This window comes from Alpinimonas psychrophila (assembly GCF_014137865.1).
GTDB classification, from domain to species: domain Bacteria; phylum Actinomycetota; class Actinomycetes; order Actinomycetales; family Microbacteriaceae; genus Alpinimonas; species Alpinimonas psychrophila.
In genome coordinates, this window is sequence record NZ_JACGWU010000004.1 from 107,909 (window position 1) to 130,859 (window position 22,951).

The window sequence follows — 22,951 nt, forward strand, 5'->3', positions numbered from 1 at the left end:
CGGTAGCAACTACGTCCAGGAGGACAAAAATGGCTCTCAACAAGTCTGAGGTTGTCGCAGCAGTAGCCGCTCACACCAACCTTTCGCAGGCAGCAGTGAACGGCGTTCTTGACGCTTTGTTCGCAACCATCTCCGCTGAGATCGCTCAGGGCGGCAAGGTCACCATTCCTGGTTTCCTTTCCGTAGAGCGCACGTCACGTGCAGCACGCACGGGCCGTAACCCCCAGACTGGTGCCACCATCCAGATCGCCGCCGGTCACTCGGTCAAGATCTCCGCTGGTAGCAAGCTCAAGGCAGCAGTCAAGGCCTAGTCTCACCTCATACGTTTCAACGGGTGTTCACCTTCTGGTGGACGCCCGTTGTGCGTTTAACTCGACCCTTAACTGCTTAGGCTTGAAGTTGTGTCACGAATCCTGCGCCTGAGCACCCCCGCCCTTGTCTTGGCGGTCGCGTGCTGCGCGCTCATCGCGGCCCTCTTTTACGGCGGGGGCGCAGCACCACTCAGCATCGGTGACCCCGGTGCCACCGTGCGTTTCGGTCTGCCTATCGCCACGGTGATCGTCTATCTGTCGGCAGCCACCACCATTGGGGCACTGATGTTGGCCCTCTGGGCGTTCGCGACGACCGAAGCTGCGTACTTCAAGGCGATCGATGTGGCCGCCGCTTCGGCGATGGTACTCACCGTCGCATCCGCGCTCACTGGAATTCTGACCTTTTTGAACGTGAGTCAAACGGCGTTTTCCGCGGAACGATCTTTTGGAACTTCTCTCGGTTTTTTCTTCACTGAAATTAGCCTTGGTCAAGCGTGGCTGAGTACAACACTGATCGCCGCCCTTGTTGCCGTGCTCTGTTTTGCCGTCACCAACCAGACGGCATTATTTTTTGTTGGTCTGGGTGCTGTCGGCACACTGGTTCCCATGGCCCTCTCCGGACATTCCGCGGGAATCTCCGGACACGCGATGGCCATTACCTCGCTCGGGCTCCACATCGTGTCCGTTTCAGCCTGGCTAGGTGGGCTCCTCGTGCTGACTCTCCTCTGGGGCTCGATTGACCCGGTCCGCTTACCCGCCGTGATTCAGCGCTATTCCACGATCGCGCTCGTGTCCTTCATTGTCGTGGTCGTCTCCGGTGTCGCCAACGCTGTCGTGCGCCTCGGTACCTGGGAGGCCCTGTACACGACTCCTTACGGAATGTTGGTGCTCGTCAAGGTTGCCTTGCTTGTCTTGCTCGGAGTCTTCGGTCTGTGGCAACGCGGCTTCCTCATTGGGCGACTCGCCGCGACTTCCAAAGCCCGTTATTTTTGGATCTTCGCCACCGTCGAGCTCGCCGTCATGGGTGCCGCCTCGGGTGTTGCCGGGGCACTCGCCCGCACGGCGACTCCGGTGACGCAAAGCCTCAACCAGGCGCCCACCCCCGCGGAGATCCTCACAGGCGACATCCTGCCCCCCGAGTTCACGCTCGAAAAATACTTCACGGCCTGGAATTTCGACTTGATCTGGATGCTGGTCACCGCCTTCGCTATCTTTTTCTACCTCGTGGGCGTGTACCGTTTGCACCGCCGCGGCGATAAGTGGCCCTGGTATCGCACGGTGTCCTGGATCGGCGGCATGCTGTTGTTGTTCTACGTCACCAACGGCGGGATCAACTCCTACGAGGCGTACCTCTTTAGTGCCCACATGGCCGCTCACATGACCATCGGCATGATGGTGCCGATTCTGCTCGTTCCCGGTGCTCCTGTGACCCTGGCGATGCGGGCCATTCTCAAACGCACCGACGGATCTCGCGGTGGCCGCGAATGGATTCTCAAGGCAGTCCATTCAAAATATGCTGGCTTCATCTCACATCCCGCTTTCGCCACCATTAACTTCGTGGGCTCCCTCTGGCTGTTCTATTACTCCCCTCTCTTTAGGTGGGCGGCGGTGGACCACATCGGTCACGAGTGGATGATCGTGCACTTCTTGATCGCCGGGTATCTCTTCGTGCAGTCGCTCATCGGCATCGACCCGGTACCGGTTCGACTGTCCTACCCTTTCAGACTCCTCCAATTGCTCATTGCCATGACGATGCATGCGTTCTTCGGCCTGGCAATCATGAGCGGCAATGCCTTGCTGCTCGCCGATTGGTACGGAGCAATGGGTCGCACGTGGGGTGTCACCCCGCTGCAGGATCAGCAAAATGGTGGCGGTATCGCGTGGAGTGTGGGCGAGATCCCGAACGCCATCATGGCCATTATCATCGCGATTCAGTGGAACCGTAGCGATGTGAAACTGGCCAAGCGCGTAGACCGAAATGCGGATCGTACGGGCGATGCCGAGCTCAAGGCTTATAACGACATGCTGACACGCACTGCTCAGCGGGACGATTCGCTAACCCACCCGTAGGTTCCAGGCGGCCCGCAACCGATCGTCGCTAGATGATCGAGATCAGCAGACTGCGGTCGGGCTGAATGGTGATGTTCAGGTTGAAGTTTGCGTCAATGGGTTGGTCGAGCGGCGTGATGCTGCCGTCATAGAGGGACTGCAATTCGCCTGTCAGCTCCACGTGAGCGATGGCGTTGCGCACGACCCACCCGGTTTCGCCGGGAACAACGTTCACCGTGGGGTAAGCCACAACTGACCACGAGGGTTCCCCGACCAGTCGATTTCCGGTTTGGTAGCCGAACGGACATCCGGTGGGTTGAAGGACGACCTGCGTCACACAGGAGTCAAGAAAGGCGTTTACTTCTGCTTGAACATCGGCGTTGAATTTCGCGTTCGCCTGCACATCAACGGTTACATCTACCGCGGCGCGGGGGGCAGCAACCGTGACGGTTGACTTCTTGGCTGTCAGCAAGCTGGAGGTATGGTCAAACGTGTAAGCACCGGGGGCAAAGGCGGCGAACGTCTCGGTGTGGTCGAAGGAGGTGTCGGTGGTGTCCGGATGGGTGGTACGCAGGTCTATGAGGCCACTGGTTCCGACGGAGAAGACAGTGTCATGCATAACGTTCACGGTGATGGTGCCGAGCGGTGGGGACACGAAGGCCCAGTTTGGGAAGAAAAGAAAGCTGTTGTCCACGTGCGTGACCCGAAACATCCCTTGAGCGCTCTGGGAATTGAGGCTGTACGAAGCGGACACGATGTGCGAACCGTCGGGTTGGGCGGCCTCATCCAGAATCTGAATGTTGGACAGGTCACTCAAGGCACTGCTTCGGAGGAGGGCAAGGCTCACGCCTTCGGGCAGATCTGCGGCGCTCGGGGTGACTCCCGGCATCGACAGAGCGGAGACCGCGTCGTGCCGTTCGAGCGCGTGGAGATAAGAGGATACGAAACCCTTAGCGCTAAAGACCTCACGGTTTAACGATCCGACAGCGCAACAGGCGGCCAAGAGAAAGAGGATCCCGACGACACCCAACAGGATGGTGTCTCTTCGGGAAATTGTCACGCCTTCATCTTACAAACACAGATGGTGCACGACCGGCTCCCGCGAGGCTAACTCCCAGTAAACTGGGGGTATTCGGTCTTTGTTAGAGGATGTGTGCGTGATCTCGGTAGCTCTGTCCCCTCAGCAACAAGAGGTGTACGACCTCGTTGAGAGCACGCGCGAGCATGTTTTCATCACCGGGCGCGCGGGCACGGGCAAATCGACCCTTTTGAATCACCTGAGTCAGGTCACGGCAAAACAGATTGCGGTGTGCGCCCCCACTGGCGTGGCCGCGCTCAACGTCGGGGGTCAGACGATTCACTCGCTGTTTCGGCTTCCCATCGGGCTGATCGGCACCTCCGACCTCAATCACGGGCCCGACCAGCGCAAAATCTTGAAAGCCATCGACACCCTCGTTATTGACGAGATATCGATGGTGAATGCGGATGTGATGGATGCGATTGATCGCGCCCTGCGGGAGTCGCGTCAGCGCAAGAAGGAGCCGTTCGGCGGCGTACAGGTCATCATGTTTGGCGACCCGTATCAGCTGGCACCGGTTCCACCACGGTCACTCGAAGAGAAGTCCTACCTCGCCGATCGGTACGCCTCCCACTGGTTCTTTGACGCTGCGGTCTGGAAGGCGGCCGAGCTGCGCACGATCGAGCTGACCGAGATTCACCGTCAGCGCGACGACGATTTCAAGGCCATGCTGAACGCCGTGCGTCACGGCGTTGTGACCCCCGAAATTGGGGCGGCACTGAACGCGGCAGGCAATCGGCCGCCTCCTGACGAGGGCATCATCACGTTGGCCACCACGAACGCGCGAGTAAACGCGATCAATACGGCTCGCCTCGAGAAACTTGAGGGCAAGACGCTCACGGCCGAGGCCGAGGTATCGGGGGAGTTCGGGGCGAACATGTTCCCGGCTGAAGAAGCGTTGGCGCTCAAGGTGGGCGCACAGGTTATGTTTCTGCGTAATGACTCCGATCAGCGGTGGGTAAATGGCACCATCGGGCATGTCACGCGCATCGCTGACACGGTGTTCGTGGACATTGCCGGCACCGAGGTGGAGGTGCATCCCGCGACGTGGGAGCGCTACAAGTACACGTACTCGCAAAGTAACGATGAGCTGAAGCGGGATGTCGTGGCTGAGTTCACGCAATTCCCGTTGCGGCTGGCGTGGGCCGTCACCATTCACAAGTCGCAGGGGCAAACGTATGAGCGCGCCCTGATCGACATGGGGGCTCGCGCTTTTGCGCCGGGCCAGACCTATGTCGCCCTCAGCCGCATTACAACCTTGGACGGACTGTTTCTCACGCGAGGACTTCGCCCCTCCGACATCATTGTCGACCCGGATGTGGAGCGCTTCATGGCACCCATCGATGATCCCGTCGCTGATCCCGCTGCGCCCTATGTCGATCCTGCTCTGGTGTCTGCCGCCGAACCTCGGTAAATCGTCCCCTAGAACCTCCGTAAATCATCCCCTAAAACCTCGGTAAATCATCCCCTAAAACCTCGGTAAATCATCCCCCTAAGGCCCGCGATGTCTCCTGAAAGCTCGGCTACTATGACGCCGCTCGTGGTCATTGTCGACGGTGATTGCGCCCTGTGTATTGGACTCGTCGAGTGGATGGGGCGCCGGCTTGCGAAGGGCACACCGGTTTCGCCGCAAACCGTGATCTTCGTTCCGGGGCAATCCGATGTGGGGGGCGAAGTGTTGCGCCGGGCATCCGTTAATGACTTTGACTCAGTCTTGGTTGTCTCAGACGGTGTCGTCTTGACCGAATCGAGTGCCGTTCTGGCGCTGGCTAGCATATTGCCATGGTGGTATCGGGCACTCGCGGGTGCCGCCCGCATTGTGCCGAAGGGCTGGCGAGATGCTGCCTACCGCGCGGTCGCCAGCCGCCGCATCAGAATCTGGGGACGTGCTGCGGTGTGTGCGATCGATTCGCGCGTCGCCGGGGCAACCTATGGTCCTCGAGGATTACTCGACCGCGCCGAAGCACGACGACTTCTGGTGTTGGCGCGAGCGCTCGAGCGCTAAATCTTCCGCCTGACCTGCATCGACAGCGGGCGAGTTATAACGCGTCGCTGAGATGCAGATTCAAGAATGCGACCGTTCGCGCGAAGGCAAGCGCCGCCGTGTTGCGATCGTAGGCGGCTGGGTTTTGTTCATTCGCGAATCCGTGCTGGGCGCCGGCGTAGGTGAATTCGGTGACGGATGTTCCGTGATCCCGCAACCGTGTCATCAAGTGCTCGGGATCCCGTGTCGGAGCCCAGTCGTCAATTTCGGCCAACTGCAGGAGCACTGGGCAGGGGATAATGCCGTGCTCGGAGGCTGCGGCGCTGCCGTAATACGTGACCAGGGCGTCGGCGCCACCGCGGCTGGCAGACATGATCGAGAGGCGGCCACCGAGCGAAAATCCGAGCAGGGCAACACGAGCAGGGGCAGACGATAGGAGCAATGCGTCAAGACGTTTGAGCGCTTCCTCCGTGTCGAGGGCGGCCATCATGGCGCCGGCCTCCCCCGGGTCGGTTGTGGCCCATCCGTGATAGTGGTCGGGAACGAGGACCCGAAAACCTTCCATGACAAGGCTGTTAGCAAAAGCGGTCAGCCACGGTAGCCGACCAAACCAGTCGTGCGACACGATGACCGTCGGGCGACCGACCTCTCCGAATTTGAGGGTCTCGCCTGGGGAGTCAATGCGAAAACGTGTGCTCATGGTGCCACGATAGTCGACGCGACGGTCCTCGGCGAAGGACATCCTCTCTTCGGCTATTCGACCGGCACGTACACGAATAGTTGTACCGCGGACCAGTTGGATGCTGCTGCGCTCATTTGGTAGGCGCGGCTGGAGCGGGTGACGGGAATCGAACCCGCGCTATCAGCTTGGGAAGCTGAAGTTCTGCCACTGAACTACACCCGCGCGTGACCCATAAAGGGCCAGCCTTTACCCTAGCAATTCTTGAGTGATCGCCGAGACCAACGAGCCATCCAGCCATTTCGCTAGAATTATCGCGTGCTGCTATCTGACCGCGATATTCGTGCCGAACTTGACGCCGGGCGTATTGGCCTTGAGCCCTATGCCCCCGAGATGATTCAGCCGTCGAGCATCGACGTACGAATCGACCGCTACTTTCGTCTCTTCGATAATCACAAGTATCCGTTCATCGACCCGGCAGAAGATCAACCGGACCTCACACGTCTTATCGAAGTTGAGCCGGACCAGCCCTTCATTTTGCACCCCGGTGAATTTGTTCTCGGTGCCACCTACGAGCAGGTCACTCTGCCCAATGACTTGGCCGCACGCCTCGAAGGCAAGAGCTCGCTCGGGCGCCTGGGGCTGCTAACGCACTCCACCGCTGGTTTCATCGATCCCGGATTCAGCGGTCACGTCACGCTTGAACTCTCGAACATGGCGACGCTCCCTATCAAGCTGTGGCCCGGAATGAAGATTGGTCAGCTGTGCTTCTTCAAGCTCAGCTCACCTTCGGAAAAGCCCTACGGTTCAGCAGAATACAAGTCGCGGTACCAGAACCAGCGTGGTCCGACGGCCTCGCGCTCGTTCGCAAACTTTTATCGCTCGGATGTCAGCGTTACCGATGCGGGTGCGCAGGGCGAGTAGTAACGCCCAAGTTCTAGTCGTTATGGGCGCCCAGCAAGCCTGCGGCCTCTAGGGCCGGCAGTTGCAGCGTGAGCCACGGGCTAAAAGCCCAGGGAGATTTCTCCAACGACTCGAGCAGCGCGCGGGCATCGACCCATTCACATTCGACAACTTCGTCCGCCGCGGGGCGTGGCACATCGCTCGTGACAGCGATGAAGACAGGGCAGATCTCGTTTTCTACCATGCCCGAGGCGTCGATCGCGCGGTAACGAAAGTCGGGGAGGGCCATGGCAACAGAATCGAGCGTGATGCCCAGTTCCCGCTCGGCGCGCCGCGCAACGGCAGCCAACATGGCCTCACCAGGGGCAGGGTGACCGCAAAAAGAGTTTGTCCACACGCCTGGCCAGGTGAGCTTGGTGATGGCGCGACGCGTGACCAAAAGCTCCCCGGCAGCGTTGAAAACGTGGCAAGAAAATGCGAGATGAAGGGGGGTCTCGCGTGTATGGACGGTCGCCTTCTGCGCAGTGCCGATGGCTGTTCCCTCCTCCGAGAGCAAGACAACCAGTTCCTCAGGTAACTGCATGGCTTTCCCCCTCATCTGTCGGTTAGGCTCGTACCGTGAACGCCAATAATATCGTGGATGCAACGACGCGCAGCCCGGCGCGCGTCGACGAAGTTCTTGATCGTTTCTTTAGCCTATCGACGACGAGGGCAGCCACCCTCGCCCCTGCTTACGAAGCACTGTGGAAGACCCTGCGCTCGAACACAAACGGGGGCAAGCGTTTTCGTCCGCGCATGGTGATGACGGCGTATGAGGGACTTGGCGGCGAAGACCTGGCGGCGGCGGCTCACGTGGGGGCGTCATTCGAGTTACTCCACACCGCCTTGATTGTGCACGATGACGTCATCGACCGCGATTTTGTGCGCCGCGGCATCCCGAACGTTTCTGGCAGTTATCGGGACATTGCGCACACTGCCGGGCTCTCGATTCCCACTGCAGAACACCGGGGGATGTCGGTTGCGGTCATCGCGGGAGACCTCGCGCTCACCGGTGCTTTCCGTCTCATGGGTTTAGCCGAGACCAACTCCGCAACACGAGCACGCCTCCTCAACATTCTGGACGATGCCGTTTTTGCCTCCGCGGCCGGAGAACTCATCGACGTTGATTTTTCTCTGTACTCGGGGGTTCCCTCCGTCGAAGAGATTGTCGATATGGAGCGTTTGAAGACGGCCGTCTACTCCTTTGAAGCACCCCTGCAAGCGGGCGCAGTTCTGGCGGGCGCCCCGGAATCGGTGATATCGGCCCTCGGAAAGTTTGGTAGAGAAATTGGTATTGCTTATCAAATAGTGGATGATCTGCTCGGCGTTTTTGGCGATGAACACGCAACGGGGAAGACCACTATTGGGGACATCCGTGAAGGAAAGCGCACGACGCTGATTGCCTACGCATCGACCCGCCCCGAATGGTCGGCCATCTCCCACCTCGTGGGCAAGAGTAGCCTCACGCCTGCCGAAGCCCAGATTGTGCGGACCGAACTTGAGGCATGCGGAGCCAAGGATTTCACCGAGCGATTAGCGGGCGAGCATGCCGACCGCGCCGTGGCAGCTCTTGCCGACGGAAACGTTCCGCAACGTTTGGTCGATGAACTGACCCCGATTGTTGCAGCAGTCTTGGAGCGCGTTCGGTGAATCTGAATAGTCCCCTCGATGCCGTTCGTGCCCAGAGTACACAGAGTGCCCTTTACGACAGTGTGGCCGAGGAAACAGCCGGCATCATGATCCACCGTTATTCGACTTCCTTTGGTTTGGCATCGCGACTTCTTCGAAAAGGAGTCCGCGGCGATGTTGCCAATATTTATGCTCTGGTGCGTTTAGCCGATGAAATTGTTGACGGCGTGGCTTCCGAAGCTGGTGCCGATGCTGCCGAGACACGAAGACTGCTTGATGAGCTGGAGACTGAGACCGAGCGTGCAATGGCATCCGGGTACAGCACCAATCTGGTGGTTCACGCCTTCGCCCTCAGCGCACGGCGCACGGGGATCGAGCCCGTTTTGACGCGCCCATTTTTTGAGTCCATGCGGGTGGATATCACCGAGGTCTCCCACACGCCCGAAAGCTTTGATGGGTACGTTTACGGTTCGGCAGAGGTTGTGGGCCTCATGTGTCTGCGGGCTTTTTTGAGGGATGTCGCGGTGAGTCCCGAACAGGATGCTCGCTTCGTGCACGGTGCTCGCAGGCTAGGGGCGGCGTTCCAAAAGGTCAACTTCTTACGGGACCTTTCTTCCGATGTGGACGCGCTCGGCCGTAGTTACTTTCCCGGACTGGACATCGCCACGTTTACGGAGGAAGACAAGGCACGTTTGGTGGCCGACATTAAAGCGGACCTCGCAATTTCTGCGACGATTGTTCCGGAACTTCCTGCTTCCAGTCGCCGCGCGGTTGCGTTGGCGCAGAGTCTTTTTGCCGCATTGAACCGTCGAATAGAACGCACTCCGGCATCCGAATTGAAAGAAACTCGCGTGAGCGTGCCGACATTAGTCAAGGCTCGCCTCGCCCTCGCTGCACTGATGGGACGCACCTCATGACGACGACTGCAATTGTCATTGGCGGCGGGATCGCGGGTCTCGCCTCGGCGGCCCTCCTCGCTCGCGACGGATATGACGTCACCTTGATCGAAAAGCACGCTGACGTGGGCGGCCGCGCCGGCTCGTGGGAGCACGAAGGTTTTCGTTTCGACACCGGCCCCTCTTGGTATCTCATGCCCGAGGTCTTCGATCACTTCTACAGGCTCATGGGAACGTCCAGCGCCGAGCAGTTGAACCTGCAAAAACTCGACCCGGCGTACCGAGTGCTATTCGAAGAGGATGGGGTTTTCCCTTCTCGCCCGGTGGATGTTCGTGCCGACCGTGAGGCCAACCTGGACCTGTTCGAATCCATCGAGCCGGGATCCCGTCCGGCCATGATTCGTTATCTCGATTCGGCCAAAGATACGTATCAGATGGCGACCAAGCGCTTCCTCTACACAACCTTTGAGAAGTTCGGACCCCTGCTGCGCGCCGATGTGCTGACGCGTTCCGGCAAGCTGACCCGCATGCTTCGTGAGCCGCTGTCGAAGTTCGCTGCCCGGCATGTGAGCGACCCGCGCCTCCAGCAGATTCTTGGCTATCCGGCCGTTTTCCTGGGATCCAGCCCGTTTATCACGCCCAGCATGTACCACCTGATGAGCTACCTCGATATGGAAGATGGTGTGCTTTACGCCGAGGGAGGTTTCACCCGCGTCATCCATTCGATTCGTGACATCGCGCTGGCTGCGGGGGTTCAGTTGATTACCGAAGCCTCCGTGACCCGCATTGTGACCGCGGTTAACCCAGCTGGTCACGCGAAGAAGGCCAAGGCCATTGGGGTCGAGTACACGAATGCCCAAGGGGAGACGTTGCGTCTGGCCGGTGACGTCGTTGTCTCTAGTGCCGACCTGCACTTCACGGAAACCAAGTTGCTGCCTGAATCTCTGCAGACCTACAACGCGGCGTGGTGGTCTAAGCGTGTGGCCGGCCCTAGCGCCGTGCTGCTTTACTTGGGGGTCACGGGAGAGGTTCCCCAGCTCGAACATCACACGCTTCTGTTCACGAAGGACTGGAACGATAACTTCGGCAAAATCTTTAACGAGCCGACCTCGGTGCCGGACCCGGCATCCATTTATGTGTGCAAACCGAGCGTTATCGACCCGGATGTTGCCCCCGCGGGTGACACGAACCTCTTTGTCCTCGTGCCCATTCCCGCCGACCCGAGCATTGGCCATGGTGGGCTGGATCACACCGGTAGCGCTCAGGTTGAAGCCATCGCTGACAACGTGATTGACCAGATTGCCACGTGGGCTGGTATCACCGATTTGGCGAAACGCATCGTCGTGCGCCGCACCGTCGGCCCCGCAGATTTCGTTAACGACCTCAACTCGTGGAAGGGAAGCGCCCTCGGGCCGAGCCACATTCTGTCGCAGAGCGCCTTCTTTAGGGCCGGAAATGTGAGTAAGAAGGTCGACGGGTTGTTCTACGCTGGGGGAACCACTATTCCCGGTATTGGTTTGCCGATGTGTCTGATTAGCGCCGAGATTCTCATCAAGCGTTTGCGCGGAGACACGACGACCGAGCCATTGCCGGAACCCCTGTTCCCCACCGTCGACCGTTAGGCACTAAAAGATGGGTCTCGTCTACCTCATCGCATTGCTGGTGTCCCTCACGGGTATGGTCGTGCTGGATCGGCGCTTTCGTCTTTTCTATTGGGTGAATGCGCGGCGCGCGGCCATCGTTCACATCATCGGAATTGTGTTTTTTCTGATCTGGGATGTCTACGGCATCGGTCAAGGGTTGTTCTTTCGAGGCGAGACGTCCATCATGACGGGCATTGTGTTGGCACCGGAGTTACCCATTGAGGAACTTTTTTTCCTGACGTTGCTGACGTACATGACGATGAATTTGTTCGGCGCATCGAATCAACTCTTTGCCTGGTTTGAGGCACGCTCGAAGGGTGCGCCCCCTGCTGGACCAACGCCGACTCCTACGACCCCCACGCCTGATGTGGTCTCATGACCTACTTGACGCTTAACATTCTTTTTCTCGGGCTCTCACTCTGGTTTATGTTTTGGGTGCGGTCCCTGCTGAAGTCCGGGTGGAATCGCGCTTTTTGGATTCCGCGCGGCATCGCATTTGTCGTCTTGTTGGCGTTCTCCGCGGTGTTTGACAATGTCATTATTTTGCTCGGATTGGTCGCGTACGACACGTCAAAGCTCTCGGGAATCTTTATCGGAGTCGCCCCCATTGAGGACTTTTTCTACACACTCGCCGCGGTTGTTCTCCTTCCCTCACTGTGGCAACTCATGGCCTCCGGCGCGAAAATAAAGTTTCGATTTCCGCGGCAATGATGCGCATCATGGGTCAGCTCTTCCTGTCGTCTCGCCCACTCTCGTGGGTGAATACGGCGTTCCCGTTCGCGGCGGCCTATCTCATGACCACCCGCACGGTCGACCTCACATTTATCGTGGGCACGCTGTTCTTTCTCATCCCGTACAACCTCGCGATGTATGGCATCAACGATGTCTTTGATTACGAATCGGATCTGCGCAACCCACGCAAAGGTGGAGTCGAAGGGGCGGTCTTGGATCGCAGCCTTCACCGCATCACTTTGTGGGCCGTGGTCGTCACGAACGTGCCTTTTCTGGTGTACCTCGTCGCGATTGGCAGTCCCTTGTCGTGGCTCGTGTTGGCCATCAGCATGTTTGCCCTGGTGGCGTACTCGATCAAGGGCCTGCGCTTTAAGGAGGTGCCATTTCTGGACTCGATTACTTCGAGTACGCACTTCGTGAGCCCGGCCGTCTACGGCGCGGTGCTGGCCGGAGCCGTTTTCACGCCGGTCTTGTGGCTTGTTCTCGCGGCCTTCTTCCTCTGGGGAATGGCCTCGCACGCGTTCGGCGCGGTGCAAGATATTCAGGCCGACCGCGAGGGGCAGTTGGCCTCGGTGGCAACGGTTATCGGCGCCGCCTACACCGCGCGTTTCGCGTTGGTGTGTTACGCGCTGGCCGGCGTGCTCATCGCGTGCGGCGCCTTCTTTGCGGCAGCGGCGTGGTCTTTTTGGGTTGCCGCCGCGACGGCTGTGCCCTACATCCTGATGGTCTGGCCGTTTAGAAACCTGAGCGACGCCGATTGTGAGCGAGCCAATCGTGGCTGGCGTAAGTTTCTGGCCATCAACTTCTTCGTCGGCTTCGTCATCACGATGCTGCTGATTCTGCACTGGGTCGCGTCCTAACGGCCCTCCGCGTAAAAACACCTAGTCCATCCGAACTCCGGGTGAGGCATCACTCCTCCACAGGGCGCGTTCCGTAACGCGAGACCCCCCTTGGGCGCCGGCCTCGTTTCGGCGAATCGACGCGGCACATTCTTGACCCTGAGGGTGTCGTGATAAATACACCCCTTGTGTTATATAACTCAAAGGTTGTACAGTGGAGAAATGGTTTATCAACGCGGAACTCATTAGACAGTGGATGGCGGGGCTCGACGCCCAAAGCTACGAGCATGTCGGCGCCGCACTTTTTCTCCTTGAGGCGGAGGGCCCGCAATTGGGTCGGCCGTTTGTCGATTCGATCAAGGGTTCTCGATTCAAAAACATGAAGGAACTTCGCCCGGCCTCTTCCGGACGGTCGGAGCTAAGAATTCTATTTGTGTTTGACCCTGAGCGCAGGGCGATAATGCTCGTAGCAGGAGACAAGTCCGGAATTTGGACGAAGTGGTACAAAACCAGCATCGCGCGGGCCGACACCCTTTATGAAAGATACTTACGCCGAAGAGAGGAAGAACGGTAATGACAATTTTGGATGATCTGGACAAGATTCGGCCTCTCAACAAGGAGGCTGTCGCAACAATAGTGAAGCAAATGCGCGCCGCGGTTCGCGCCTACAAGCTGCGCGAACTCCGCGAAGCGCTTGAACTCACGCAGGTGCAGCTCGCGGCAAAAATCGACGTGAGCCAGAATCGCATTTCGCGCATCGAACACGGCGACATTGAGAAGTCTCAGGTCGACACCCTGCGCAAGTACGTCGAAGCCGTGGGAGGAACGCTCCGTCTCGAGGTGGAGATCGGCGACCAGCGCTTTACCCTTGCCTAGGGCGTAGGTGTTCCAGGGGGGGCATTCATTGTTTTTGGGGGCTGAGGTTGAGGACTCAGTTGCCGTGCGCCTCGATCGAAACCGGTTGCCATTCGTTCCATGTTGCCAAGCGTGATTCGTAATCCTTTGTCGCGGTGTCGAGAGGTGCCCTGCCGAAGAAGATGCGCAGTGGCGGTTTCTCCGCATCGACGATCTTGAGGATCGCACCCCGGGTTGCCGTGGGGTCACCGGGGTTGTTCGCAGTGGGACGACTCGCCGCGGCCTTTCGAACATCGGCATACTCTTCCATCTGCTCGCTGCGCGAGGCAGACGGACCCGACCAATCGGTCGAGAAGCCACCGGGTTCCACCAGTGTCACGTTGATACCGAAGCCCGCGACTTCCTGTGAAAGTGACTGAGAGAAGCCCTCAAGTGCCCATTTCGACGCATGATAAACACCGACGGTTGGGAAGGCGCTAATACCACCGATGCTTGATACCTGGATGATGTGGCCCGAACCCTGCTTACGCATTATCGGCAATGCCGCCTGGGTGATCCACAACGCACCGAACAAGTTCGTCTCGAGCTGAGCGCGGGCCTCGCTTTCGGTCAGCTCCTCAATCATGCCGAAATGACCGTACCCAGCGTTGTTGACGACGATATCGAGTTTGCCAAAGTACTCGGCCGCCTTTTGGACGGCCATGAAGTCTGCGTCCCTATCCGTGACGTCGAGCTGGAGCGGCAGGAAGGTTTCGGGGTACTTATCAACGAGGGCGTCGAGAGTTTCTAGCTTTCTTGCGGTGCCTGCGACGCTGTCACCGCGCTCCAACGCCGCTTCTGTCCACTCGCGGCCGAAACCCTTGGATGCGCCAGTAATGAACCAAGTCTTGCTCATGGATACGTTTCTCTCGATGATGTACGTGAACAGGTAACGTTCGGCGAGGGCAAAAACTTCCCACATTCACAATGTGCGGGTTGTCCAGTCTCGTTCTCGCGCCGTGACCGCTAACGTCTCCAGTGGTAAGGCGTCGTCGTTGACACTTTCAACAGCCCAGAGCGTTCGAGGATCGGACGCGAATATTCGGTTGAGTCGCTGTGGATAAGCGTCTTACCTATGTCGAGTGCTGAGCGGGCGCGGGCCGCCGTCAAAGCACGGTAGATCCCACGACCACGCCACTCTTCGCGGGTCGCGCCGCCCCAAATTCCGGCAAAGTTGGTACCTCGAACTGGTTCTAGACGTCCCGCAGTCACGATCTGACCCTCGACCTCGCCAACCCACAGTTCCATCCCGTCTCCGGCGCAGAGACGGCGAAGCAGCGCGTTCGCCATATCGTTCGATACAGGATCGCCAAAGACCTCGTCTTGCATAGTGCTCATTGCCCGCACGTCGGACTCCTCAGTAACCCGGCGCAGCGTCACGCCTTCGGGCAGGGGAACGTCGACTGCCAGCGCCGCCGCCTCACCCACCATGATTGATTCCGGCTCATCCGGGATGAAGTTGTTCTCCAGCAACGCGTCGTGCAGCCCGGGCGCTTTGTCGTGCCCACGAGTTTTCCATTCGACCCGGTTTATCTCAGCGTCAGCCCGGTAATATGCCAGCACCTCGGGAACGAGTCGTCGAATAGTGTCCTTGTTCGCTACGCCGAGGTTCTGGTAAGTGACGAATCCACGGCCGTTCATGAAGGTCACTAGCCGCAGCGGACCATGTTGAGTGACCTTGATCGCACTCGGCGTCTCAGCGTCGGTGCGTAATTGTTCGTCATAGGCCGCGAGGAGTCCTGCGATCTTACTGGATTCGTCGTGAGTCATCAGTCCATTCTGTGTGCTTGCCGTGCATCCGGGCACAATCTTCTCCAATATTGACCACTAATGCTTGAGAGAACTCGATGCAGTACAGTTTCTTGAAAACCATCGCAGGCATGCTCGACCCCCATGTCATCAATTGGGATTCGTGCGGTGAGGACGATAAAATATGCTTGAACTATGGCTGTCTAACTTCACGCCCTTGTGAACGGTCAAAGGCTTACGGAGGTAACCGATGGGCACCTTCCTCAGCACATTTCTCTCCGATTCCGCTGAACTTCCGGAGTTGGCCGATCGCGTTCGTTCAGCGGGTCCGGTGCCGTTTTCGTCGCCACTGCCGGTTGCGGGTCTTGCCGCTGATAGTATCGCGGCGACCAAACTCATGGCCTCATTGCTGCACCTTGTTCGCGAGGGAGTACGTGATCCGACGTCGAACGAAGTTCCGCAGGTGAGCATTGCGCCGCAACTCGTCGCCGGTGCCTACCGGAGCGACCAACTATTCAGGTGGAACGGGAACCTCGTGCCAGCGTGGGCGCCTCTATCCGGTTTCTTCGCCTCGAGCGACGGCTGGGTTCGTACTCACGCCAATTATCCCCACCATGAAGCGGCCTTGCGCTCACTTTTGAGATTGGAAGGTTCCGCAAGTGCCGAGGCTGTCGCTGTTGCAATTTCGCGACGTAACGCCCTCGATCTGGAGGATGAAGCCGCAGATTCTGGCGCGGTCATCAGCGCGGTTCGCAGCCCAAGCAGTTGGAGAGCACATCCTCAAGCCCAGATCCTGGAAACGGAACCCTTCATCAGCCTAGAGCGGCAGCACGGAGAGCCAGGCCTCTACGGCTTGGGTTCAGCCGCAGGCCACGCGCCTCTGCAAGGCGTCCGAGTGCTCGATTTAACCCGAGTCATCGCCGGACCAGTGGCCACTCGCAGTCTCGCGTTCTTCGGGGCAGATGTCTTGCGCATCGACAACCCTGACACGCCGGAACTACCTTGGCTGAGCCTCGATACTGGGCAAGGGAAGCGTTCTGCGCTCCTTAACCTCGACGATAAACCGGATCGAGACTGCCTCGAACAGCTACTGACGAACGCCGACGTAATTGTCACGGGATACAGGGCGAACAGCCTCGACCGGTTCGGCCTGTCGCCGGTCGAACTCCACGACCGCCATCCGGGGCTCGTTATCGGCCGGGTGAGCGCGTGGGGGCTGAAGGGCCCTTGGGCTGAGCGCCGTGGATTCGACAGTATCGTCCAGGCAGCCAGTGGCATCGCCCAGATACACGCAGATGGCACCGGCAGACCAGGCGCCTTGCCCGTCCAAGCTCTGGATCACTCTGCTGGGTACCTACTTGCCGCCGGGATTATGTCAGCGCTTCGACGTCGGCACCTCGACGGGCACGGGTGGACCGTCAACATTTCACTGGCCAGGGTAGCTCAAGAGCTACTCACCGTCGCGCCTAACTCTCAGGTACCCGCCGTCGGCACATACGAGATCGAAACCGTGACCGCGGAAACGCTCGGCGGTACAGTCACGTGCGCCGCGCCTGCGATCGGCATCAGCGGCGGCACAGATCAATACAGGTGGATCGGCCGCCCGTGGGGAACAGACCAGCCGGAATGGGCCGAGCCACGATCCTCCGATGTCCGGCAAGAGACAGAAGAGACAGAAGAGACAGAAGAGATAGCCAGCGGTATCCGCGAAAACTAGACAACTGGCGGCATTCGCAAATGGGTCGAGAGCGGGAACGAATTACCAGCGCAGAACACTAGATCCCGTCGCCGAATGTTCCCGCAAGGCGTTCGTGCATCGTGGTACTCGCCGGGTTCATTCCTACCAACTGCACACTCTTGCCGCGACTGGCGTACTTGACCGTGATGGCATCCAGCGCGGCAACGGTTGACGCATCCCACACGCGAGCATTCGTCATGTCAATGACGATTGTGTCGGGATCGTGTGTGTACTCGAACTGGGTTGTCAAGTCGTTGCTGGAGGCAAAAAACAACTCGCCGGTGACCGTGTAGCGGGCGGTCGGCATCGCGCCGCTTGCGGTAGAAACGTCGCTGACGGTGCGTTCCACGGTCACGAAGTGGGCCACTCGGCGGGCAAAGGCCACCATGGCCACGATCACACCGATAATGACGCCAATGGCCAAGTTGTGGGTGATGACGACCGCGATGACGGTGGCGACCATGACAGCGGTTTCGCTCTTTGGCATGCGCTTCAACGTGGCGAAGCGGATGCTGTGCCAATCGAAAGTGAGCACCGACACCATAATCATGACGGCGACCAGGGCGGCCATGGGAATGATGGCAACCACATCGCCGAGGCCGACCACGAGAATCAGCAGGAATACTCCCGCGAGAAAAGTGGAGATGCGCGTGCGGGCGCCGGAGGCCTTCACATTGATCATGGTTTGCCCGATCATGGCGCAACCGCCCATGCCGCCAAAGAATCCCGACAGCATGTTGGAAACGCCTTGCCCCCAGGCTTCGCGGGTCTTGTGGGAGTGGGTATCCGTGATGTCATCGACAAGTTTTGCCGTCATGAGGGACTCGAGCAGGCCCACCAAGGCCATGGCCAGAGCGTACGGCGCGATGATGCCCAGCGTCTCGAGCGTGAATGGAACGTTCGGGATGAACAGCTCGGGCAAGCTCGTCGGCAGCGTGCCCTGGTCTCCGACGGTCGGTACTTTGATGGCGGCAAAAACCGTGATTGCCGTCAAGATGACAATGGCAACCAGCGGCGCGGGCACCACGCGGGTGATGCGGGGCATGAACACCATGATCACAATGCCGGCAGCCACCAGTGGGTAGACCAGCATGGGAACGCCGAGCAGCTGGGGGAGCTGTGCGATGAAGATCAGGATGGCGAGGGAATTCACGAACCCGACCATGACGCTGCGGGGGATAAAACGCATGAGTTTGGCAACGCCGAGCACGCCGAGCACGATTTGAATGACCCCACCCAAAATGACGGTGGCAATGAAGTAATCCATCCCATATTCGCGGGCGACGGGGGCAATCACTAGCGCAATGGCGCCGGTTGCGGCCGTGATCATGGCGGGGCGCCCTCCAAGGAAGGCAATCGAGGCGGCCATGACGAAGGAGGAGAACAGGCCGACGGCGGGGTCCACTCCGGCAATGATGGAGAACGAAATTGCCTCGGGAATGAGGGCCATCGCCACAACAAGACCCGCAAGAACTTCGCGGGTCAGAATGCGGGGGGTGCGTAAAGCAGTGAGCACGGACGGCTCGGGCTTGTAGCGGTTCGGTTCATTGGGGCGGGGTGGTGTGGACGGAGAGAGAATAGCCATGGGGCCTTCCTGTTGAATTCAACTCTACCCTAACGTTAGAGTAGAGTTAGACAAGAAGGGGCAGGTGGGATCATGGCGAACACGGCGTCCGGCATGCACATGCACATCGGCGAGCTTGCCGAAAAGACCGGGTTATCCCTCCGCACCATTCGCCATTACGACGAGATCGGGTTGCTCAAGGCATCCGGTCGCACCGAGGGCGGATTTCGGTTGTACACGCCCTCTGACGTCACGCGCCTCATGCTGATCCGCCGCATGAAACCGCTGGGATTCTCTCTCGAACAGATGATGGATCTCCTGCGTATCATCGACGCCCTCCAGGCCCCAGAGCCGGCCGCCGAGCCAGCAACTGATGCCACCAAGGTGCGGGCCGAGCTTCGTGCCGAGCTGCAAAATTTCATTCAGGATGCGGCGCATCGCCGCGAAACCCTCGAAAAACAGCTCGGCATGGCAGACGAGTTTCTCGAGCTTCTTCGCGGTCAGTAACGTTCAGATTTTCTCGATTCGCTAGGGTGCACCCCCGTGGTGGGCTAGTCTGGCGAAGCAGGTCATGGGCTCTATCCGCTCAGTTCCCCCTTGCAGTGTCGTAACATCAATCGGCAGCTCAGCATTTCACCGCGTAAATCAATCGCGTCGCTGAAACTTATCTCGGCCCTCTCGTGGTCGTGTCATTGCCGTCCCCCCTCTCGAAAGAGTTCACTCATGAATGCTTCCGCTGTTTCCGCAACTCCTACCCTTTTGGCCCCCACCTCCGAAGAAATCTTCGCCGCCCACGAGGGAGGCAAGCTTCGCGTGGAACTCTCCAGCCCGATTGATTCCAAGCGCGACCTCTCCATCGCCTACACGCCCGGTGTCGCTGAGGTGAGTCGTGCTATTCACAACGACCCCACGCTCGCCGGCCCCTATACCTGGGCTTCGCGTCTCGTAGTGGTTGTCAGTGATGGCACGGCTGTCTTGGGCCTCGGTGACATCGGTCCCGCGGCATCCTTGCCCGTCATGGAGGGTAAGTCTGCGCTTTTCCAGAGGTTCGCCGGGTTGAACTCAATACCGCTCGTTCTCGATACCACCGATGTGGATGAGATTGTGGAGACCCTTGTGCGCCTTCGACACAGCTTTGGCGCGGTCAACCTCGAGGACATCTCGGCCCCCCGCTGCTTCGAGCTCGAAGCCAAAGTCATTGAGGCCCTCGACATGCCCGTCATGCATGATGACCAACACGGCACCGCCGTCGTCGTTCTGGCCGCGCTCACCAACGCCGCCAAAGTGGTCGGCCGTGACATCACGTCACTGCGCGTGGTCATCTCTGGTGCTGGAGCCGCCGGGCTAGCGGTCGCAGAAATGCTCCTGACTGCCGGGATCTCCGATGTCATCATTTTGGATTCCCGCGGAATTTTGAGCGTGGACCGTACCGACATGTATGACGTTAAAGAGCGCTTTGCCGCCCGCAGTAATCCGCGCAACGTCGTCGGAGGACCGGTTCAAGCATTTGAGAACGCGGATGTCTACATTGGCGTTTCTTCGGGCCAGGTCGAAGAATCACTTTTGGCGACCATGTCATCCGACGCCATGATCTTCGCGATGGCCAACCCCACTCCCGAGGTTCACCCCGACGTGGCCATCAAGTACGCACGGATTGTGGCCACGGGACGCAGCGACTTTCCCAACCAGATCAATAACGTCTTGGCGTTCCCCGGTATCTTTCGGGGCGCTCTGGATGCCGGCGCTCGCCGCATCACCCCCGACATGAAGCTCGCTGCCGCCCATGCTATTGCGGGCATTGTGGGCGATGACCTCGCCGCCGATTACATCATCCCGAGCCCCCTCGATGAGCGAGTTGCGCTTGCCGTCGCGGCCGCCGTGATGGCGGCCGTCGAGAGGGAGTGACTAGAACTCCGCTGTTGCGGGATCTGCCCCGAGGCGGTTTCCTGAATCCAGCTCGGCGATGATGTTCATGTCATCCGCATCCAGAGCAAAGTCAAAAACGTCAAAGTTCTCAGCGATGCGGTGGGGAGTGGTCGACTTGGGGATGACCAAGCGATCGCTTTGCATGTGCCAACGGATGACAATCTGGGCAACGGTCTTATCGTGCTTGGCGCCAAGCCCCAGAAGAAGCTCGTTATCAAGGCTCTTGCCCTGAGCTAGTGGGCTCCAGGCTTCGGTGACGATGTTGTGCGCCGTGTTGTATTCCTGGAGTTCACGTTGCTGTAGGAACGGGTGAAGTTCAATCTGGTTGACGGCCGGAACGACTCCTGTTGCCTTGCTCAGAACCTCAAGATGCTCGATGGCAAAGTTTGAGACACCGATGGCGCGAGCGCGACCCGATTCCTGAATCTTGATGAGCGTCTCCCACGATTCCTTGTACAGGCCACGCTTGGGGGATGCCCAGTGAATCAGGTAGAGGTCGACAAAGTCCAAGCCGAGCAAATCAAGGCTCTTCTCGAACGCAACAAATGCCGTGTCGGTTCCTTGATCGTCGTTCCACAGTTTGGTGGTGACGAAGAAATCGACGCGAGCCAATCCAGATGCCAGGATGGCGCGGCCAACACCGGCTTCGTTCTGATAAACCGCAGCCGTGTCGATGTTGCGATAACCAACTTCGAGAGCTTTCTCGACGGCGGGCTGAGCCTCGTCGTCCTTTACTTGCCAGACACCAAAGCCAACCTGCGGCATGATGACGCCGTCATTGAGGGTAATTTCTGTTCCGGGGCCGTACGCGTGCGTGGAGGTCATAAAGACACCTTGCTTTCGGGAGGGAACTTCGAAGCCTACGCCCGAACTCCTCCCGCGACCTGTGCGAATGCTGGACTTGCTCCTCTAGCGCTTGTTGCGCAGGGGAATCAGGAGCAGCAGTCCCGCGAGAAGCACGATGACGATTCCGAGGATGCCCCAGTACGCGGCCCCACCTACGGCAACGAAGAGCGCGAAGAGGGTGGGGGAGATGAAGCTGATGGCGCGCCCGGTTGTGGCGTAAAGGCCGAAGATCTCGCCCTCACCTCCGTGAGGTGCCAAGCGGGCGAGGAACGTGCGGCTCGAGGACTGAGCGGGTCCGACAAAGAGGGTCAGCATCAGTCCGCCAATCCAGAAGGCTGTTTGGCCGCCGTCGTGGAAGAGAAACAATGCGAGGCCAGTCAAAACAAGTCCCGCGAGAGCAGTGATGATCACGGGCTTGGGCCCGAACTTGTCATCAAACCACCCGGCCGCGAAGACACCAATGCCGGCAACCACGTTGGCGGCGATAGCGAAGAAAATCACCTGGGTGGGGCTGAAACCAAACACCACCCCGGCGAGAACCCCGCCGAACGCGAAAACGGCAGCGAGGCCGTCACGGAAGACGGCGCTGGCCAACAGAAAGTAGAACGTGGGCCGCTCGTTGAGATACAGGTCTTTGATGCGAGAAAAGAGCTTGCGGTACGAGGCCACAATACCGAGTTTGGAGTCGGGGTCGACCGCGGTGTTCTCCGGCACAGCTAGCAATACGGGGAGAGAAAAGACCAGCGACCAAATGGCGGCGAAGACAGCGATGATGCGAATGTTCATTCCGCCGTCAGCGGTAATCCCAAACCAATACGGAGGGTCGCCCAGAATGAAACCCACCAGCGAAATAATGAGCACCACGATGCCGCCGAGGTAACCAGCGCCCCATCCGAAGCCGCTCACGCGACCAATGGTCTTGGGGGTCGATACCTGCAACAGCATGGCGTTGTAGTTAACGTTGGCCATCTCATAGAAGACGTTGCCAATGGCCAGGAGGGTGATGCCGAGCAGGAAAAAGGCCGGCGCCGCCTCCACAAAGAACATCAGGAATGTGACAGCAACAACCACGGCCGTGTTCACACCGAGCCACAGCTTGCGCTTGCCGCCGGCATCCGTTCTCTGACCCACGATGGGGGCGATCACGGCAACGAGAATGCCACCGATTGCCAGGGCCCAACCGAGCCCGGATGTCAGAGCGGCGATGGCACTGTCGTAGGCGATTTTGGGGGCGCCTGATGCGCTGGCGTCTCCACCGGCAGCCGTGTAGGCAGCCACAATCTTAGGATCGATGAAGTAATCACTGGTGATGTACACCGCGAAGACAAAGGTGGTGATGAGCGCGCTAAACGCCGACGTCCCCCAGTCCCAGCTGGCCCACGCAAAGATTTGGCGTCGGGGGATGCGGACTGCGGAAACCGTGTCAGTGCTCGTCATGGCATTAGAGTACTG

General features: G+C 59.1%; 24 protein-coding genes and 1 tRNA gene. 16 read left to right on the forward strand and 9 right to left on the reverse strand.

Annotated features, from left to right (window positions below):
• Positions 1 to 29: 29 nt before the first annotated feature.
• On the forward strand, positions 30 to 311 hold the full coding sequence (locus FB555_RS07535) for an HU family DNA-binding protein (RefSeq protein ID WP_182484865.1): 282 nt from the start codon (positions 30 to 32) through the stop codon (positions 309 to 311).
• Positions 312 to 401: 90 nt separating this feature from the next.
• Positions 402 to 2,381, forward strand: coding sequence for a bifunctional copper resistance protein CopD/cytochrome c oxidase assembly protein (locus FB555_RS07540; protein ID WP_343046427.1), 1,980 nt, complete (start codon positions 402 to 404; stop codon positions 2,379 to 2,381).
• Positions 2,382 to 2,409: 28 nt separating this feature from the next.
• On the opposite strand, the gene FB555_RS07545 is transcribed toward FB555_RS07540, so the two are convergent.
• Positions 2,410 to 3,420 (reverse strand): hypothetical protein, encoded by a 1,011-nt coding sequence (locus tag FB555_RS07545; protein WP_182484866.1) that lies wholly within the window; start codon positions 3,418 to 3,420, stop codon positions 2,410 to 2,412.
• A 97-nt stretch (positions 3,421 to 3,517) separates the two neighbouring features.
• Here FB555_RS07545 and FB555_RS07550 point away from each other — a divergent pair, with 97 nt between their 5' ends.
• Entirely contained in the window at positions 3,518 to 4,852 is a 1,335-nt protein-coding gene (locus tag FB555_RS07550; RefSeq protein ID WP_182484867.1) for an AAA family ATPase, read from the forward strand.
• 114 nt (positions 4,853 to 4,966) lie between these two features.
• Positions 4,967 to 5,443, forward strand: coding sequence for a thiol-disulfide oxidoreductase DCC family protein (locus FB555_RS07555; protein WP_182484868.1), 477 nt, complete (start codon positions 4,967 to 4,969; stop codon positions 5,441 to 5,443).
• Between the two features lie 34 nt (positions 5,444 to 5,477).
• Here the strand turns inward: FB555_RS07555 and FB555_RS07560 are convergent, their stop codons facing one another.
• On the reverse strand, positions 5,478 to 6,164 hold the full coding sequence (locus tag FB555_RS07560) for a dienelactone hydrolase family protein (protein ID WP_182484869.1): 687 nt from the start codon (positions 6,162 to 6,164) through the stop codon (positions 5,478 to 5,480).
• A gap of 88 nt (positions 6,165 to 6,252) precedes the next feature.
• A tRNA-Gly gene (locus FB555_RS07565) sits at positions 6,253 to 6,326 on the reverse strand.
• A 93-nt stretch (positions 6,327 to 6,419) separates the two neighbouring features.
• On the opposite strand from FB555_RS07565, the gene dcd reads away from it, so the two are divergent.
• Entirely contained in the window at positions 6,420 to 7,025 is a 606-nt protein-coding gene (gene dcd / locus FB555_RS07570; RefSeq protein ID WP_182484870.1) for a dCTP deaminase, read from the forward strand.
• Positions 7,026 to 7,038: 13 nt separating this feature from the next.
• Here dcd and idi read toward each other — a convergent pair whose 3' ends face one another.
• The gene (gene idi / locus FB555_RS07575) at positions 7,039 to 7,587 is read right to left on the reverse strand and encodes an isopentenyl-diphosphate Delta-isomerase (protein ID WP_182484871.1); all 549 of its coding nucleotides are present in this window, start codon (positions 7,585 to 7,587) and stop codon (positions 7,039 to 7,041) included.
• Positions 7,588 to 7,622: 35 nt separating this feature from the next.
• On the opposite strand from idi, the gene FB555_RS07580 reads away from it, so the two are divergent.
• From FB555_RS07580 to FB555_RS07615, 8 genes are all read left to right on the forward strand, one after another.
• Complete coding sequence (locus FB555_RS07580; RefSeq protein ID WP_343046428.1) at positions 7,623 to 8,693, forward strand: polyprenyl synthetase family protein; 1,071 nt, start codon at positions 7,623 to 7,625, stop codon at positions 8,691 to 8,693.
• Complete coding sequence (locus tag FB555_RS07585; protein ID WP_343046429.1) at positions 8,690 to 9,589, forward strand: phytoene/squalene synthase family protein; 900 nt, start codon at positions 8,690 to 8,692, stop codon at positions 9,587 to 9,589. The genes FB555_RS07580 and FB555_RS07585 overlap by 4 nt, the downstream gene beginning before the upstream one ends.
• Positions 9,586 to 11,190, forward strand: coding sequence for a phytoene desaturase family protein (gene crtI, locus FB555_RS07590; protein ID WP_182484872.1), 1,605 nt, complete (start codon positions 9,586 to 9,588; stop codon positions 11,188 to 11,190). The genes FB555_RS07585 and crtI overlap by 4 nt, the downstream gene beginning before the upstream one ends.
• A gap of 10 nt (positions 11,191 to 11,200) precedes the next feature.
• Complete coding sequence (locus tag FB555_RS07595; RefSeq protein WP_182484873.1) at positions 11,201 to 11,590, forward strand: lycopene cyclase domain-containing protein; 390 nt, start codon at positions 11,201 to 11,203, stop codon at positions 11,588 to 11,590.
• Positions 11,587 to 11,922 carry a lycopene cyclase domain-containing protein gene (locus tag FB555_RS07600; RefSeq protein ID WP_182484874.1) on the forward strand — a complete coding sequence of 112 codons (336 nt, stop codon included), beginning with the start codon at positions 11,587 to 11,589 and terminating at the stop codon, positions 11,920 to 11,922. The genes FB555_RS07595 and FB555_RS07600 overlap by 4 nt, the downstream gene beginning before the upstream one ends.
• Positions 11,923 to 11,930: 8 nt before the next feature.
• Complete coding sequence (locus tag FB555_RS07605; RefSeq protein ID WP_246323649.1) at positions 11,931 to 12,803, forward strand: prenyltransferase; 873 nt, start codon at positions 11,931 to 11,933, stop codon at positions 12,801 to 12,803.
• A 193-nt stretch (positions 12,804 to 12,996) separates the two neighbouring features.
• The gene (locus FB555_RS07610) at positions 12,997 to 13,356 is read left to right on the forward strand and encodes a type II toxin-antitoxin system RelE/ParE family toxin (protein WP_343046430.1); all 360 of its coding nucleotides are present in this window, start codon (positions 12,997 to 12,999) and stop codon (positions 13,354 to 13,356) included.
• Positions 13,356 to 13,658 (forward strand): helix-turn-helix domain-containing protein, encoded by a 303-nt coding sequence (locus FB555_RS07615; RefSeq protein ID WP_182484876.1) that lies wholly within the window; start codon positions 13,356 to 13,358, stop codon positions 13,656 to 13,658. The genes FB555_RS07610 and FB555_RS07615 overlap by 1 nt, the downstream gene beginning before the upstream one ends.
• Positions 13,659 to 13,713: 55 nt before the next feature.
• Here the strand turns inward: FB555_RS07615 and FB555_RS07620 are convergent, their stop codons facing one another.
• A complete protein-coding gene (locus FB555_RS07620; RefSeq protein WP_182484877.1) occupies positions 13,714 to 14,532 on the reverse strand; it encodes an SDR family oxidoreductase in 819 nt (272 codons plus the stop codon).
• A gap of 110 nt (positions 14,533 to 14,642) precedes the next feature.
• The gene (locus FB555_RS07625) at positions 14,643 to 15,446 is read right to left on the reverse strand and encodes a GNAT family N-acetyltransferase (RefSeq protein WP_182484878.1); all 804 of its coding nucleotides are present in this window, start codon (positions 15,444 to 15,446) and stop codon (positions 14,643 to 14,645) included.
• A gap of 229 nt (positions 15,447 to 15,675) precedes the next feature.
• Here FB555_RS07625 and FB555_RS07630 point away from each other — a divergent pair, with 229 nt between their 5' ends.
• A complete protein-coding gene (locus FB555_RS07630; RefSeq protein ID WP_182484879.1) occupies positions 15,676 to 17,142 on the forward strand; it encodes a CoA transferase in 1,467 nt (488 codons plus the stop codon).
• Between the two features lie 58 nt (positions 17,143 to 17,200).
• On the opposite strand, the gene FB555_RS07635 is transcribed toward FB555_RS07630, so the two are convergent.
• Positions 17,201 to 18,748, reverse strand: coding sequence for a SulP family inorganic anion transporter (locus FB555_RS07635; protein ID WP_182484880.1), 1,548 nt, complete (start codon positions 18,746 to 18,748; stop codon positions 17,201 to 17,203).
• A gap of 72 nt (positions 18,749 to 18,820) precedes the next feature.
• Here FB555_RS07635 and FB555_RS07640 point away from each other — a divergent pair, with 72 nt between their 5' ends.
• On the forward strand, positions 18,821 to 19,234 hold the full coding sequence (locus FB555_RS07640) for a MerR family transcriptional regulator (RefSeq protein ID WP_182484881.1): 414 nt from the start codon (positions 18,821 to 18,823) through the stop codon (positions 19,232 to 19,234).
• A 216-nt stretch (positions 19,235 to 19,450) separates the two neighbouring features.
• Complete coding sequence (locus FB555_RS07645; RefSeq protein ID WP_182484882.1) at positions 19,451 to 20,632, forward strand: NAD(P)-dependent malic enzyme; 1,182 nt, start codon at positions 19,451 to 19,453, stop codon at positions 20,630 to 20,632.
• Here the strand turns inward: FB555_RS07645 and FB555_RS07650 are convergent, their stop codons facing one another.
• Both FB555_RS07650 and FB555_RS07655 read right to left on the reverse strand, forming a co-directional pair.
• Positions 20,633 to 21,478: an aldo/keto reductase gene (locus FB555_RS07650; protein WP_182484883.1), complete on the reverse strand. Its 846-nt coding sequence runs from the start codon at positions 21,476 to 21,478 to the stop codon at positions 20,633 to 20,635.
• An 84-nt stretch (positions 21,479 to 21,562) separates the two neighbouring features.
• Positions 21,563 to 22,936, reverse strand: coding sequence for an MFS transporter (locus FB555_RS07655; protein ID WP_182484884.1), 1,374 nt, complete (start codon positions 22,934 to 22,936; stop codon positions 21,563 to 21,565).
• Between the last annotated feature and the right edge of the window lie 15 nt (positions 22,937 to 22,951).

Excerpts from the sequence above, each read along its gene's own strand:
- FB555_RS07555 (WP_182484868.1), top strand. The coding sequence starts at position 4,967 with ATGACGCCGCTCGTGGTCATTGTCGACGGTGATTGCGCCCTGTGTATT.
- FB555_RS07595 (WP_182484873.1), top strand. The coding sequence starts at position 11,201 with ATGGGTCTCGTCTACCTCATCGCATTGCTGGTGTCCCTCACGGGTATG.
- crtI (WP_182484872.1), top strand. The coding sequence starts at position 9,586 with ATGACGACGACTGCAATTGTCATTGGCGGCGGGATCGCGGGTCTCGCC.
- FB555_RS07650 (WP_182484883.1), bottom strand. The coding sequence starts at position 21,478 with ATGACCTCCACGCACGCGTACGGCCCCGGAACAGAAATTACCCTCAAT.
- FB555_RS07640 (WP_182484881.1), top strand. The coding sequence starts at position 18,821 with ATGGCGAACACGGCGTCCGGCATGCACATGCACATCGGCGAGCTTGCC.
- FB555_RS07605 (WP_246323649.1), top strand. The coding sequence starts at position 11,931 with ATGGGTCAGCTCTTCCTGTCGTCTCGCCCACTCTCGTGGGTGAATACG.
- FB555_RS07655 (WP_182484884.1), bottom strand. The coding sequence starts at position 22,936 with ATGACGAGCACTGACACGGTTTCCGCAGTCCGCATCCCCCGACGCCAA.
- FB555_RS07635 (WP_182484880.1), bottom strand. The coding sequence starts at position 18,748 with ATGGCTATTCTCTCTCCGTCCACACCACCCCGCCCCAATGAACCGAAC.
- FB555_RS07600 (WP_182484874.1), top strand. The coding sequence starts at position 11,587 with ATGACCTACTTGACGCTTAACATTCTTTTTCTCGGGCTCTCACTCTGG.
- FB555_RS07560 (WP_182484869.1), bottom strand. The coding sequence starts at position 6,164 with ATGTCCTTCGCCGAGGACCGTCGCGTCGACTATCGTGGCACCATGAGC.
- FB555_RS07625 (WP_182484878.1), bottom strand. The coding sequence starts at position 15,446 with ATGACTCACGACGAATCCAGTAAGATCGCAGGACTCCTCGCGGCCTAT.
- FB555_RS07535 (WP_182484865.1), top strand. The coding sequence starts at position 30 with ATGGCTCTCAACAAGTCTGAGGTTGTCGCAGCAGTAGCCGCTCACACC.
- FB555_RS07645 (WP_182484882.1), top strand. The coding sequence starts at position 19,451 with ATGAATGCTTCCGCTGTTTCCGCAACTCCTACCCTTTTGGCCCCCACC.
- FB555_RS07620 (WP_182484877.1), bottom strand. The coding sequence starts at position 14,532 with ATGAGCAAGACTTGGTTCATTACTGGCGCATCCAAGGGTTTCGGCCGC.
- FB555_RS07615 (WP_182484876.1), top strand. The coding sequence starts at position 13,356 with ATGACAATTTTGGATGATCTGGACAAGATTCGGCCTCTCAACAAGGAG.
- FB555_RS07630 (WP_182484879.1), top strand. The coding sequence starts at position 15,676 with ATGGGCACCTTCCTCAGCACATTTCTCTCCGATTCCGCTGAACTTCCG.
- idi (WP_182484871.1), bottom strand. The coding sequence starts at position 7,587 with ATGCAGTTACCTGAGGAACTGGTTGTCTTGCTCTCGGAGGAGGGAACA.